The organism is Aquabacterium sp. (assembly GCF_036279675.1).
GTDB lineage: Bacteria > Pseudomonadota > Gammaproteobacteria > Burkholderiales > Burkholderiaceae_C > Aquabacterium.
The window spans coordinates 19,036-32,419 of record NZ_DASUIS010000143.1; the positions used below are offsets into that span (position 1 = coordinate 19,036).

General features: G+C 60.6%; 12 protein-coding genes. 3 read left to right on the plus strand and 9 right to left on the minus strand.

Annotated features, from left to right (window positions below; genetic code table 11):
* Positions 1-5: 5 nt before the first annotated feature.
* Positions 6-590, minus strand: coding sequence for an aminodeoxychorismate/anthranilate synthase component II (locus tag VFW93_RS16445; protein WP_329695040.1), 585 nt, complete (start codon positions 588-590; stop codon positions 6-8).
* 302 nt (positions 591-892) lie between these two features.
* On the opposite strand from VFW93_RS16445, the gene VFW93_RS16450 reads away from it, so the two are divergent.
* A complete protein-coding gene (locus VFW93_RS16450) occupies positions 893-2,449 on the plus strand; it encodes a hypothetical protein (protein WP_329695041.1) in 1,557 nt (518 codons plus the stop codon).
* A gap of 101 nt (positions 2,450-2,550) precedes the next feature.
* The gene (locus tag VFW93_RS16455) at positions 2,551-3,654 is read left to right on the plus strand and encodes an acyltransferase (RefSeq protein ID WP_329695042.1); all 1,104 of its coding nucleotides are present in this window, start codon (positions 2,551-2,553) and stop codon (positions 3,652-3,654) included.
* A 37-nt stretch (positions 3,655-3,691) separates the two neighbouring features.
* Here VFW93_RS16455 and VFW93_RS16460 read toward each other — a convergent pair whose 3' ends face one another.
* Both VFW93_RS16460 and trpE read right to left on the minus strand, forming a co-directional pair.
* The gene (locus VFW93_RS16460; RefSeq protein ID WP_329695043.1) at positions 3,692-6,049 is read right to left on the minus strand and encodes a bifunctional diguanylate cyclase/phosphodiesterase; all 2,358 of its coding nucleotides are present in this window, start codon (positions 6,047-6,049) and stop codon (positions 3,692-3,694) included.
* 26 nt (positions 6,050-6,075) lie between these two features.
* The gene (gene trpE / locus VFW93_RS16465) at positions 6,076-7,554 is read right to left on the minus strand and encodes an anthranilate synthase component I (RefSeq protein ID WP_329695044.1); all 1,479 of its coding nucleotides are present in this window, start codon (positions 7,552-7,554) and stop codon (positions 6,076-6,078) included.
* Positions 7,555-8,014: 460 nt separating this feature from the next.
* Here trpE and VFW93_RS16470 point away from each other — a divergent pair, with 460 nt between their 5' ends.
* Positions 8,015-8,659 (plus strand): chalcone isomerase family protein, encoded by a 645-nt coding sequence (locus tag VFW93_RS16470; protein WP_329695045.1) that lies wholly within the window; start codon positions 8,015-8,017, stop codon positions 8,657-8,659.
* A gap of 34 nt (positions 8,660-8,693) precedes the next feature.
* On the opposite strand, the gene VFW93_RS16475 is transcribed toward VFW93_RS16470, so the two are convergent.
* The 6 genes from VFW93_RS16475 to VFW93_RS16500 all read right to left on the minus strand — a co-directional run.
* Positions 8,694-9,401, minus strand: a complete 708-nt coding sequence (locus VFW93_RS16475; RefSeq protein WP_414639707.1) for an HAD-IA family hydrolase — start codon at positions 9,399-9,401, stop codon at positions 8,694-8,696.
* Positions 9,402-9,584: 183 nt separating this feature from the next.
* Positions 9,585-10,157: a DUF4145 domain-containing protein gene (locus VFW93_RS16480; protein ID WP_329695047.1), complete on the minus strand. Its 573-nt coding sequence runs from the start codon at positions 10,155-10,157 to the stop codon at positions 9,585-9,587.
* A complete protein-coding gene (locus VFW93_RS16485; protein WP_329695048.1) occupies positions 10,138-10,638 on the minus strand; it encodes a hypothetical protein in 501 nt (166 codons plus the stop codon). The genes VFW93_RS16480 and VFW93_RS16485 overlap by 20 nt, the downstream gene beginning before the upstream one ends.
* The gene (locus tag VFW93_RS16490) at positions 10,628-11,599 is read right to left on the minus strand and encodes a DUF5655 domain-containing protein (RefSeq protein WP_329695049.1); all 972 of its coding nucleotides are present in this window, start codon (positions 11,597-11,599) and stop codon (positions 10,628-10,630) included. The genes VFW93_RS16485 and VFW93_RS16490 overlap by 11 nt, the downstream gene beginning before the upstream one ends.
* Before the next feature lie 5 nt (positions 11,600-11,604).
* The gene (locus VFW93_RS16495; RefSeq protein WP_329695050.1) at positions 11,605-12,462 is read right to left on the minus strand and encodes a hypothetical protein; all 858 of its coding nucleotides are present in this window, start codon (positions 12,460-12,462) and stop codon (positions 11,605-11,607) included.
* Positions 12,459-13,384 (minus strand): AAA family ATPase (locus tag VFW93_RS16500; protein WP_329695051.1); only part of this gene is annotated, 926 nt, incomplete at its 5' end. The genes VFW93_RS16495 and VFW93_RS16500, both read right to left, overlap by 4 nt.

Sequence of the window (13,384 nt, forward strand, 5' to 3'; positions counted from 1 at the left end):
CTCGATTACATCTTCAGGAAATTGGCCAGCATGGCGTGACCATGCTCGGTCAGGATCGATTCAGGGTGGAACTGCACGCCTTCCAGCGGCGCGAAGTTCTTGTCCGTTTGAGGCCCCTTGTGGCGAACGCCCATGATCTCGCCGTCCTCCGTCCAGGAGGTGACCTCCAGGCAATCGGGCAAGGTCTCGCGCTCGATGGCCAGCGAGTGGTAGCGGATCACGGTGAACTGGCGTGGCAGGCCGGCGTACACACCCTGTTCGTCGGTGGTGATGATGCTGGTCTTGCCATGCATCTGTTCGTGCGCGCGGATCACCTTGCCGCCCAGGGCCGCACCGATGCTCTGATGGCCCAGGCAGACACCCAGGATGGGCAACTGGCCGGTGAATCGTTGCAGGGCAGGCACGCAGATGCCGGCTTCGGCAGGCGAGCACGGGCCAGGCGAGAGCACCAGGCGATCAGGCTTGAGCGCGGCGATCTCGTCGAGCGTGATCTCGTCATTGCGGAACACCTTGACCTCTTCGCCCAGTTCGCAGAAGTACTGCACCAGGTTGAAGGTGAAGCTGTCGTAGTTATCGATCATGAGCAGCATGGGCACTATCCTGATTCGGGATGTGAGTCATGGGAGGTCTTGCACCACCCCTCGGAATTCCCCCTCGGAGACCGTTTTCTTCTGGCTGTACGCACCGGGGAAAGGTGCAAGCACGGTCATGCAGTGTCAGGTTGGCGTCACCGCCACCAGCGTGCGTCAAGGTGAGAGAAATCCGAGGGTTGCTGCATGCGGGTGATTCTACATGGGTGACTGGCGACACCCCGATCCAGGGGCCTGCGCGCCCCGCCCGGCCACGTAATATCGGCAGCGCTTTCATCCAGACCGTACAACAGGGAGTTTCCATGATCCGATATGCGCGCCGCCCCTGGCGTTCAGCCGCTGCTTTGCTCACCGTCCTGGCCCTTCAGGCTTGCGGGGGTGGAGGCGGGGGCAGCAGCTCCGACGCCAGCAATGTCGACCCGGCGAACAACGCGGACGGCCTGGGTGTACAGGGCCATCTCAGCGGCACGCAGGCTATCGGCCAGGCCAATCCGGCAGGTCAAGCTGACATGGGTCCGGAATCCGGAGCCGTGACCTTGCGAGACGACGGCACGGCCCTGGCTACGTGGCGTATCAATGACCCCAAGGCGACTCAAAACAACACACTGGCCTGGTCCCAAATGGACAGCCGCGGCAATTGGAGCACCGCGCAAACGCTCACACAGATGAAGGGGCGCTTGAGCTATCTGCCCATCACGCTGCGCAGCAATGCAGCAGGCGATGCCGTGCTGGCATGGGCCAACGACACCTACAACACCACCAATACTCAGAACGTCGGCCAGGCACTGGTGTACGCCCGTGCGACAGGCTGGTCTGCGACGGCCATCACCCAGGGCAGCGGGCCTGGATGGCCGAATTATCAAGACCCTCGATCCTGGGCACTTGATATTCAAGAGGACGGGACTCTCCTGTCCACCGCCGTCAATGGCAGCGGCCTGTCAGGGCTACTGCGCGTGGATGCCAGCGGTCAGCAGACCTTCTCACCGGCAGACCCCACCAGCATCATCTCCGCTTTCGCCCCGTTCTCAAGCGCGTCCAACCCCACGGGCCTGACCTTCTACTTCGATGGCAACGCGCGCACCGCCAGGGTCCGGCTTGGCACAAGCACCGATCCATCCTTGTTTGCCTCCTTGCCAGTCCAGGCGGGCTCATCCTGCAATAACTACCTGCGCTTTGCGCCCATCATCGCCAAAGCGTCGAGTTCGCAAGCCGGCGTGGCGGCCATCACGCTGGCAGACGATATCTCGCCGAGCTACACCTGCAATACACATCGCATGTTCCTGACACGGGCTGACACCGTGCCCTTCTTCCGAATCAGTTCGATCCAGGCCAATGCGCCGCATACGGCACTGGACTTCCCTCCGCAGATCGCCATCGATCAGCAGGGGCGTGCGCTGGCCATCTGGTGTGAAGGTGTGCTCAACAACTACTACTACACCAGCAACTGGCAATGCAAGTGGTCAAAGTCCTTGCCGGGTGAAGCCTGGTCCACAGCACAGGACTTGATTCTCAACCTCCCCCAGGTCGGAAACTACTCCGGAAGTTCACGCCCCGTCCTCGCGATGAATGCCAATGGCGATGCCGTGGCCGCCATCAAGCTCGCAAGTACGAACGTGAGCACCGTCGATGAGCGCATCGTCGTCGCCAGGTTCAGCTTTGCTCAAGGTTGGCAACCCTGGTTCATCGCCGCAAACAAGCTGGCCTTGTCCATTCCTGCGGTCAGCATCAATGCGAGCGGTGCGGCCATGCTGAGCTACTCCGGCTTCGACTTGCCTCGTGTCGGTGGGCACGCCCCCAACGGTTGGTACACCAGCGGTGCCAATGCCCCGGTCAACCGCGTGTTCGCTCTGCGGTTCTGAGACACGCGCAACCCCGGCATATCGCGGGGAACATGGCCCCGCCCTGATTGAGGGGGGCTGCGAGCACAGGCGAACCGACACATCGTGCCAAGATGCACGCCATGAAACGCGCCCTCACAAACACAGACCAATCTGCACATGCCTTGCTGGGTCTGGAGCTGATGCGTTTTGCGTGTGCCGTGTCGGTGCTGCTGTGGCACTACCAGCACTTCTTCTTTCAGGGCGGTGCGCCGGTGGGCTTCGAGACCAGCGCTCAGCCCCTGTACACCTGGCTCAAACCCTTCTACGAAGCTGGCTGGCTGGGTGTCCAGTCCTTCTGGGCCCTGTCGGGCTTCATCTTCTTCTGGAAGTACGCGCAACCGGTGGCTCAAGGGCGGGTCAGCACGCGGCGCTTTGCCGTGCTGCGTTTTTCCCGCCTGTATCCCCTGCACCTGCTGACCTTGTTGATCGTGGCGGCGCTGGGCCTGTGGTACCGGCAGTTGCATGGCAGCGACTACGTCTACCAGTACAACGACTGGACGCACTTCGCCTTGCAGTTGTTCATGGCCAGCGACTGGCCCGGGCGCAGCGAATGGTCCTTCAATGGCCCGATCTGGAGCATCTCGATCGAAGTGCTGGTCTATGCGCTGTTCTTCGCGCTGTGCAAGCTGGGGCTGACACGCTGGTGGCAGGTGCTGGGCCTGATCGGTGCCTCCGGCATGGTCTACGCGCTCAAGCTCACGGACCATCCCATCGTGTTGTGCGTGTTCTTCTTCTACCTCGGCGCCTTGACCCATCTGGCACATGAAGCCCTGGTCAAACGCCCACGCTGGCTGCAATATGCGGTGCAGGCCGCCGGGTTGCTGGCCGTGACCATGGGCACCGCACTGCTGATCAACGGCAAGCTGCGCGCCATGTTCTACGTGGCGGTGCTGACGCCGGTGGCGCTGATCGTGCTGCTGGACTGGGTGCAGCCGCGATCCGCCACGGCCATCCGCTGGATCAACCGCCTGGGCAACACCACCTACGCCAGCTATCTGCTGCACTTCCCGCTGCAACTGCTGCTGGCCTGCCTGACCTCCAGCCTGGGCTTCACCTTGCCCTTGCACGAGCCGGCCTGGGTGCTGGCCTATCTGATCGGTGTGTTCGGGCTGGCTACCGTGGTTTACCAGCTGGTGGAGATGCCGGCGCAGTCGTGGTTGCGGCAACGCCTGGGCACGCACTGAGGCCTGCGGCTGTCGAGCCGCGAGGCTCTGGTCAGGCTCAGTAGCGATCCGTCAGCCAGCGCGTGGCCTCGTCCACTTCCAGCGGTTGCGCAAACAGGAAGCCCTGGAGCACATCACACCCGGCGCTCAAGGCTGCACTGGCATGCGCTTCGGTCTCCACCCCTTCCGCGACCACATCCAGGCTGAGCACGCAAGCCAGATCGCAAATGGCCTTGACCACGGCGTTGGCCTCCTGGTTGGGCATGGGGTCGATCAGGCTGCGATCGATCTTGACCGTACGCAAGGGCAGGCTGCGCAGCATGTTCAGCGATGAAAAGCCGGTACCGAAGTCGTCCAGCGCCACCTCGACGCCCGCCTTGCGCAACTGGCTGATCTGCTCGTTGACCTGATCCATGTGGGTCACGGCGGCAGTCTCTGTGATCTCCAGCGTCAGACAGCTCGGCGGCAGTTGGAAGGACCGAAGAATGGCGAGCACCGATTCGGGAAATTGCGCGTCCAGCAACTGCAAGGGCGACACGTTGACCGCCACGGGCACCAGGCTCAGCCCCTGATCGCGCCACGCCGCCAGCTGCTGGCAGGCTTCGCGCAGGATCAGCGCCCCCAGGGGCACGATCAGGCCGTTGCGCTCGGCTGCGGGAATGAAGTCCAGTGGACTGATGCGCCCGACGCCCGGGCGATCCCATCGCACGAGGGCCTCGAAGCCCAGCAATCTGCCCGTCTTGGCGGCCACCTTGGGCTGATAGACCAGCTTGAACTCGTCGTTCTGCAAGCCCGCGCGCAGGGCTTGTTCGGCGCTGAAAAACGCCACCAGCCCCTGGGCCCCGTCGGCCGAGGCCCACTGCACGGAGGTGCCAGGCAATCGCTTGGCCTCATGCATGGCGGCATGCGCGACCTGCAGGAAGGCCTCGGCATCCCGGGCCGAGGAAGGGTGACTGGCCACGCCCATCGAGACATCGAGGAAGAAGCGGTGCGCAGGCAGGACCAGCGGCTCGCGCAGCATGACCTTGACCTGCTGAGCCATGCGCTCGGCCTCGTTCACCGCGTCCACACACTCGATCAACAGAGCGAACTCGTCTTCACCCATGCGCATGACCTGGGCCCGATCAGCCAGACAGCGCGCCAGCTCGGCGCTGAGCACCTTGAGCACGTCGTCACCCACGCTTTGCCCGTGCGCCTCGTTGAACAGTTTGAAGCGGTCCACATCCATCAGGATGAGCGCGAAGGTGGGATGCGCGGGGTCCTCGAACAGTTCACGCAGTCGCTGCAGCAGGGCACTGCGGTTGGGCAGACCCGTCAGCTCGTCGTGCGTGGCGCGCCACAACAAGGCCTGGGTGGCATCCACGCGCGCCGTGTCATCCGAAACCACAACCTGCAAGGCCGGCGCCCCATCCCATTCCACCTGCCAGGCCCGGAAACGCAGGTACAGGCGGCGGCCATCCAGCGCAAACCGCTCACCATGCCACTCGGCCTGCTGGAGCTGTCCGTCCAGCACCCGCCGCGCAATCAGCTCTGCACCCTGGCGCTCGGCCTCCGGCACGGTCTGCTCGACCCAGCGCGGCGAAAAGATCGGCGGGTGCGGCGCCTTGTCGTTCATGCCATAGATCTGACGGAAGGCCGGGTTGGCATAAGCCACCATGCCCTTGCGCACCACGGTCACGCCCTGCGGCGATCGCTCGGTCAGTTCGAAGAACCGATCGTGCAACCGACGCACGGCCTGCCCCGTTCGGGTCAGGGCGGAATACATCAGGGACATACCCAGCAACAGACGCAAGGCAGCCGCGACCGTGGTCTGCAACATCGTCCCTGATTCGCCCATCACCACATAGGTGAACTGGTTGAGGCCGCACAGCACGATCAACAGACCACTGGCCCGCTCGCCCGGGCCCTGTCTGCGCAACCACCAGGCCACCACCAGACCGATCACCGTGTTGAGCGCGGCAAAACCGAGTTGCGCCCAATGCAGATCCACCAGGATCAGGCCGATGTGGAACAGGAAGAGAAAGCAACCCGTCGCCAACAGCTTCCACCTGCTGAAACGCCTGCCCGACAGGTGGATGAAACCCAGCGTCAACAGGCTGAGGTAGGTGGTGCCGACCAGCACCAGCCCGACCAGCCCGACGTGGTGCCACAGGGGATCGGTGCTGCGCGTGGCCAGGTAGGCCAGCGGGTTGAGCGTCCAGATCAGGTGCGACAGGCCCAGCAAGGCCGTGAAGGTCTGCGCGCGATCCTGCCGCCACACCAGCAGCAAGGCAACCCCGGTACCCAGGGTCACGGCCATGTAGATCGCGAAGGTGTAGAGCACGTCGAACGCGGCTTCCGAAATGAAGATGGAAGCGGTATATCGACGCACCCGCAGGCGCACTGAAATGGGGATATCCCTCGACGACCAGGTCATCAGACCCGATCGTCAAAAGGATCACATCACAGGCCTTGTTCGACCATCTCGGCCGCGCGCACCACGGCGCGGGCCTTGGCCTCGGTCTCTTGCCATTCGAGCTCGGGCACGGAGTCAGCCACCACGCCGGCACCTGCCTGCACGTACAAGGTCTGGTCCTTGATGACGCCGGTGCGGATGGCGATGGCCACGTCCATGTCGCCCGCAAAGCTCAGGTAGCCCACGGCACCGCCATAGACGCCACGTTGCACGGGCTCCAGCTCGTCGATGATCTCCATCGCACGGATCTTGGGCGCGCCGCTCAAGGTGCCCGCCGGGAAGCTGGCACGCAACACATCCAGGCCGGTCATGCCGTCCTTCAAGGTGCCTTCGACATTGCTGACGATGTGCATCACATGCGAATAGCGCTCGATGCCGAAGGCCTCGGTGACCTTGACCGAACCGGTCTTCGCAATGCGGCCGATGTCGTTGCGGGCCAGGTCGATCAGCATCACGTGCTCGGCGCGCTCCTTGGGGTCAGCCAGGAGTTCCTTCTCGTTGGCGGCATCCTGTTCAGGCGTGGTGCCACGCGGACGTGTGCCGGCAATCGGGCGGATGGTGACCGTCTCGCCGCCATCCTTGTTCTTCTCCTGGCGCACCAGGATCTCGGGCGACGAACCCACGACATGGTGATCGCCCATGTCGTAGTAATACATATAGGGGCTCGGGTTGAGCGAACGCAGCGCACGGTACAGGCTCAGCGGTGAAGCGGTAAAGCGCTTTTGCAAACGCTGACCGATCACGACCTGCATGCAGTCGCCCGCCGCGATGTATTCCTTGCACTTGAGCACGGCCGACTCGAAATCGGCCTTGGCAAAGTGGCGCTCGACAGGGTAGGACTCGCCCGCCGTGATGGGCGGCACCGGCACGACTTCGTTGAGTTGCGCCTGCAATTGCGCGATGCGGGAAGCCGCCTTGGCATAAGCGCCGGGCTGGGATGGATCCGCGTACACGATCAGGAAGAGGCGATCGGCCAGGTTGTCGATCACGGCCAGTTCTTCACACTGCAGCAGCAGGATGTCGGGCGTGCCGATGCCACCGGGCTTGTGCGTTTTCGCCAGGCGATGCTCGATATGGCGCACGGTGTCGTAGTCGAAGTAGCCCGCCAGGCCGCCGCAGAAGCGGGGCAGGCCTTGGGGCACGGCGACCTTGAAGCGTTGCTGGTACGTGGCGATGAAATCCAGCGGGTTGCCGTTGAAGGTCTCGACGACTGCGCCGTCGCGCACCACCTCGACCTGGCGACCGGTGGCCCGCACCAGCGTGTGCGCCGGCAAGCCCACGAAGGAATATCGACCAAAGCGCTCGCCACCCACCACGGATTCCAGCAGGAAGCTCAGCGGCTGCCCCTTGGTGAGCTTGAGGTAGAGCGACAGCGGCGTGTCGAGATCGGCCAGGGCCTGGGCGACCAGGGGAATGCGGTTGTGGCCTTGAGCGGCCAGGGCATTGAATGCTTGTTCAGTGATCATGGTTGGGGACTCCGAGCCCGGCAGCGCCAGCATCAGTCGGCTTTGCGCCACATATGTCATCTTGTGAAACACCCCCTTAGGGGCGGATCCACCCGTTCTGTTTACGCCCTCTTACCGTTGTGACGTGGAGGGCCCCTTGCCGGATGAGCACGCCGCTATGATCGCGACGCACTGAGCGACAAGAAAAGGGAGTCAGCGTCGCCAGGGCCATGCCCCCCGGTCGTGCGAACCTTTGGTCTGTTTGCGCGAGATGAACATCAAACCAGTGTAGCAGGGCGCTCTTGGCGCCAAATGATCAAAACGCACCCCCCTTGAGTGAGCCATGGCTTCAAGGGCAAACCCAGATTGTGATTCGCGTTGAACGAGTAACAATCTCTTACCAGTACAGTTCCTGTGCGGAGCCAATCTGACCTCGATGTCATACAAGCTTCACATGACAGGACGCCTTATAAGTATTCGTATGTTGTTGACTCTCGCTGCCATGTCCCGTATCGGGCGCCAAGCCCTGGCCACAGCCGGCCTGGCACTCGTGCTGGGGCTGCCCCACGCGGCCCAGGCTCAAAGCGCCGATGTCGTGGGTGTGCACTACCCCCCCACGATCAAGGTCGAAGGCTCCAACCTCACCATCAACGGCAGCGGCATCAGCTACCGCGCTGTGGCCAAGTTGTACACGGTGGGCCTGTATGTGCCGCAGAAGGCCAGCAAGGCCGAAGCCATTTTCGCCACAGGTGGCCCCAAACAACTGCGCTTCGTGATGCTGCAGGGCATGCGCGTGGATGAACTCGGCAAGGTCATCACCAAGGGCATCGAGAACAACAGCAGCCGCGAAGAGTTCTTCAAGCTGATCCCCTCGATCCGCATCATGGGTGAGCAGTTCTCGCGCATCAAGCGCCTGAACACCGGCGATGTGTTTGCGATCGAATTCGTGCCCAAGCGTGGCACCATGTTCTTCGTCAACGGCCAGCCTGCCGGCCTGCCCCTGGAAGACGCGGGCTTCTTCCCCGCCGTGCTGCGCACCTGGCTGGGCAACCGCCCCGTCACGCAGGACTTGAAGGATGCCCTGCTGGACTACAAGGCGCCACCGGTGCTGGACGCCCTGCAGTAATCGCCTAGTCATCGCCCATTCTCAGCGCCCTGAATCAGCCATTGGCCCGCCCTAACACGGCGGGCCAATTCACTTGGTCCAGACGCGGCACATGGGCCACGGCCGGCACGTCCTGAATCGGGTGACCATGGTTGTAGCCATAGGTCACCAGCAGGATGTCGCAACCCGCAGCGCGTGCGGCTTGCGCATCATTGCTGGAGTCGCCCACCATCAACGTGGATGCGGGCGCCGAGCCCAGTGCCTCGCAGGTCTTGAGCAAGGGCAATGGATCGGGCTTCTTGCGCTCGAATGCGTCCCCACCAAACACCTGATCGAAGTAGCCCAGCAGGCCCTTGCGCTCCAGCAACTGCTTGGCAAAGGCCGTGGGCTTGTTGGTCAGACAGGCCAGCGGCACGCCCAGATCACGCAATTGACGCAAGCCCTCGGGCACACCAGGGAAGACCTCGGCGTGCTCGCCATTGAGGCGGGGATAGTGCAGGTGATAGTGGTGCAGCGCCTGCGGCAGGGCTCCGGTCACGTCGGCATCGTCCGGGGACAAGCCCCAGGCGTGCGCCAGGCTGCGGCGCACCAGGTCTTCAGTGCCTTTGCCCACGGTCAGTTCGATGAACGCGCGGTCCACACGAGCGAGCTCGACAGGGTGGCACCCGACATCGGTCAGGGTGTGCTGGAGAACGACGACGAAGTCTCCCAGGGTATCAACCATGGTGCCGTCTAGATCGACGATGGCGGCTTGGAATGGCATGTGGTTCATATGAATGGAGTCCTGAACGGAAGAATAGAGTTCTGAACGATTCGGCGTCATAGAGGTTCCGATCGGAAATAGAGTTCTGAACCGAAGCGCAGCACGATCCGTCCACATGCAGGGTGCCGCCGTCGCGAAATAGCCCCACCAGCCATGGGTAAATTCCAACGATCCTCGCAGAAATCAATTGGCCTTGTTCGGCTTGCCCTTATTCAGCTTCGGGGGCGTCTTTGCGGCGAGCTTCTGTTTCGCCTCATTAAGCCCATAGGCAGAGCACAACATGTGGTCCAACGCCTCCAGCATCAACTGGACATCGCTTGTTTCGGGAACATGCGCCCTATGAGCTGCAGCGTGCCCCAACTCGACCACCGCATTGATGCAGTCAAACTGCTGTTGAGTGAGGTGCCCCGCGTCGAGCAAACGCCCCAGCTTCTCGTCAAATCTTAGAATCTTGGCATCCAAGATGTGATCGGCAGTGACATCAATGACAGCCCTGATACCCATCGCCGACAACGCCATCAAGCCAAGATGCTGGGCGACATGAATTTCGCGCATCAATACCTGAGCGTGTTGCGGCAACTTACCAAACCATGACGGCTCTTTCATGGCAGGAATGGAAGGCCCATGTTGCGCGATCGGAGCACCGTCTAGCCCCAACTGTGCAAGCGCTACGAAGCCATTCGCCATCGTCTGCATTCGACTGGCATACATCTGCCTGAGTTCTTGAATGCAGGCCTCAAACGTATCGTACGTCAAGCACCTCCTCGCGCACGATCACTGACTGGTACACCGTTTCGGCTGGCGTGAAGGAAATTGGCGTGCGCCACCACTCCCGCATATGGGCATGAACACGATTCACCTGCTCAAACGGCACGTTGATGGACTCCGCCACTGCCCTCAATGTGATGGGTGCATCTAGTGATCGTATGTAGTGATCGCGGAACGCGATCCACATCAACTCGGCGGTACGAAGAATGCGGGTAGCCAGTGGGTGCTCAGGCATTTTCGCCATGGCAACTAAGCTCACGTGATAGCACTCCACTTCGGCAACTCGCTCTTTGAGCACATAGCCTGCTTTCTCAAGGCGATCAATGGCTTCTCTATGCGCGAGTTGGTCCCGGCGAAACACCTTCATGTCGATCCAAGATTTAGCTGCCTCGGTCGCCTCCAGAAGTGCCGATAACAGTTCTATATCTTTTGGTCCGAGCGTATCCATCACCGGTGCTTCAGCCATCATTGCCTCCCCTGCTAGCCGGAGAGCGTCCTTCATAGGCCTCAGCGATAAACGGCTTCACGGCCTCCAGGTCCGACATCGTCGCCAGTGGGACTTCGACGTCTCCGGTGCCCCAGTGCCCTTTCTGAGAAACGTCTTTGGCGCTTGGCAGCAGCCTCATTACTTTGGCGGGATCCAAGTGCAGGTAAAGCAACAATCGTCCCTTCTGCGGCACGAGAGTGGCAAAGTTCTTCAGGCGTTTGAAAGCAACATAGAGCCGAAGTTCTTTTCGCTGCACATCATCGCCCAGGGACTGGGTGTAGTCTTCTACGGAAGCAAGCAAATCCGCGAGTGCAGGTGATAAGGACGCTACCGTCTCGCCATAAGGCTTATCCGGGCCGACGATTTTCCCCAAGCCCGGCTCTTTAACATCTTTCGCTACCTTGAGCGCCTTGCCTGCACCCGCCTTGTTGTTGGAGGCCAAGGAAGCGTTGGCCAGTTCGAACAACAACAGCTCATCGCCAAACCGACGATAGCGAATCAGCTCAATGTTGCGATTGATCTGCTGAACGGCATGCCCGTCGTACTTGGTGAAGTCGGCAGCAATGCAGACTAGGCGAGGTGCACTCCAGTCGATGTCATCGGCGACATCTTTGCCAAATTTGTCCAGCACCAAGAGCTTGAACTCTGCTTGGTGGTCCATCAGCCAATCCAAGTAGAACAAGCCTTGGTTGATGACATTCTCACCGACCGAACGCTTGTACTCCAAGATGACTGGACAGTTGTTCTCATCGAGCCCCAAGGTGTCGATGCGGCCACCGTGGGTCTTGCCAGTCGAGTACTCGGTGGCCAAGAAGCGAATGCCCAACAAAGCCACCAGATTTGCCTCGATAAGATTTTGCAGAGGCTTCTCTAAGTCGGAAGCGTCACCTCGGAGTTCTGCAGCGAACCCGTTGGAAAATCGGAAAAGCTTGATATCACTCATCTTTCCTACTCAATTTCCTCAGCCCGCAAACAAAGCTGACCAAGCCCCATCAGCGAGAGCTGCGCACGAATGGCAGCAGCATATGGATTGCTTGGCAACGTCTTTTTCTGGATGGAATCCAACTGCTGGCTTATCGGGAGGAGCTGGGCGATCTGCTGCCCCTTATCCGGCGCAACATCAGCCGCATTCGTAGCCCTGAAAACCTGTTGTACTTGCTCCTGAATCGAATCCATCGCTCGCTTCCGTGCGCCAACTAACCCATCCAAATTCAATCCCAAGTACCTAACGCTCTCGGTCACTCGCCAACGCTCATACTCACCAAGGCACAAACCGCTTGGCACCAGAACACCGGCGCCGTCAATCGCCACCAACTTCACGTCTGCTTTAGACGCAGGATCCAAAATTACAGGCCTTTCATCGGCATCACACCGATCGTCCCAACATGCCTTCTTGCTACCTGGCATTAAAGGAAACCACGCCCCCTTCCCAACTGTCTCTTCTAAATCCTCATCAGTATTCAATTGATTTGAGCGCTGAGCCGCATAACGGAAGTTTTCCCAAGAAAACGCCAACCATGGGTAACCATCGTCCGTCTCACCCTCAGATCTCTTGGCGGCTTTCTTCGGCCGAAAATGATCAACATCAGCAAATGACTGGACACAGTCACTTTCAGAGTACCAGCACTTGCCATATGACATCTGCTTGAGGTATCGCGCAAATCGACGCCAGAGCCTCGCCCTCTTCTCGATGTAAGCCTTGCGTGCGTCTGGCTCTGCAATTTGATCGAGTTCTCGCTGCGCTTGAGCTGCCGCATCCAGGAGTAAGCGGGGAATCAGCGCCGGGTTCCGCTTCACAAAAATCATGCATGCCCCCCCTGCTTCGCGATCAACTCATTTATGAGGGCTTTCATCGCAGCATGCTGTGCTGCAAGCGCAGATGCCGTAAGCGGGGGACGATTTGCCCACCGTACGTCGTGAAGCGCCCGAAGAAAGGTCTGATACAAGGGATCTCGGTCTTCCTGCAAGAACCCCAACCGAGCGAGAACATCGTTGATACGAAGCAACCTCCTCTGATGCGTATCCGAGGTCGAAGTGCGCCTTGCAAGGCGACTACGCAAGTCAACTAAACGCTGCGTACGAGCGTCCAAGCTTGTCGGGAGCCCAAATATTTCTGTCAGGGTTGTTGTGAAACCCATCCCTCTAGGATCGACGTAAGGAGACTGCGCCGCTGTACTCCCATCAGCCTCTCTCGATAGGACTCGAACTTCGGCTCGCGACAAGGCCGAAATCGTCAACGGGTTGTGCGAAGTCAGCACGATGTGACAGTTGTCCGAATCTGCCGCCGTGCCAGTCCACCGCTCAATCAGCTTTAAATAGTTGTGCTGCCAATGCGGGTTCAGATGGGTGTCAGGCTCATCAAGCAAGAACAACACACGCTTGCCGCGCGCAATTCGCAGCAGCCCCATGACCATCAGCAGTTGCCGCTCGCCATCCGACAGGTCGGCGTATTCGATGTCACCACTAGCGTCGTTCTGGCGCGTCACCCAAACATTCAGATGGCGGATGAGGTCGGATACGTCCAGCGCCTCCAACTTGTAGAACATGTCGGCATCGTCGCTGAAGGCATCCCGCAAACCTCCAAGGACAGATTTGTCGTTCAGAAAGGTTGCGAACTGGGCCTCGTCTTGACGCTTATCGCGGTAGTCGTCGATGGCGTTACCCGAAAGCCCGAATGGGTGAAGGGCCAGCGACTTCAGCAAATGCGCCGTACTCCCCGCAGGGCCCT

Excerpts from the sequence above, each read along its gene's own strand:
- VFW93_RS16445 (WP_329695040.1), bottom strand. The coding sequence starts at position 590 with ATGCTGCTCATGATCGATAACTACGACAGCTTCACCTTCAACCTGGTG.
- VFW93_RS16450 (WP_329695041.1), top strand. The coding sequence starts at position 893 with ATGATCCGATATGCGCGCCGCCCCTGGCGTTCAGCCGCTGCTTTGCTC.
- VFW93_RS16455 (WP_329695042.1), top strand. The coding sequence starts at position 2,551 with ATGAAACGCGCCCTCACAAACACAGACCAATCTGCACATGCCTTGCTG.
- VFW93_RS16460 (WP_329695043.1), bottom strand. The coding sequence starts at position 6,049 with ATGACCTGGTCGTCGAGGGATATCCCCATTTCAGTGCGCCTGCGGGTG.
- trpE (WP_329695044.1), bottom strand. The coding sequence starts at position 7,554 with ATGATCACTGAACAAGCATTCAATGCCCTGGCCGCTCAAGGCCACAAC.
- VFW93_RS16470 (WP_329695045.1), top strand. The coding sequence starts at position 8,015 with ATGTTGTTGACTCTCGCTGCCATGTCCCGTATCGGGCGCCAAGCCCTG.
- VFW93_RS16475 (WP_414639707.1), bottom strand. The coding sequence starts at position 9,401 with ATGCCATTCCAAGCCGCCATCGTCGATCTAGACGGCACCATGGTTGAT.
- VFW93_RS16485 (WP_329695048.1), bottom strand. The coding sequence starts at position 10,638 with ATGATGGCTGAAGCACCGGTGATGGATACGCTCGGACCAAAAGATATA.
- VFW93_RS16490 (WP_329695049.1), bottom strand. The coding sequence starts at position 11,599 with ATGAGTGATATCAAGCTTTTCCGATTTTCCAACGGGTTCGCTGCAGAA.
- VFW93_RS16495 (WP_329695050.1), bottom strand. The coding sequence starts at position 12,462 with ATGATTTTTGTGAAGCGGAACCCGGCGCTGATTCCCCGCTTACTCCTG.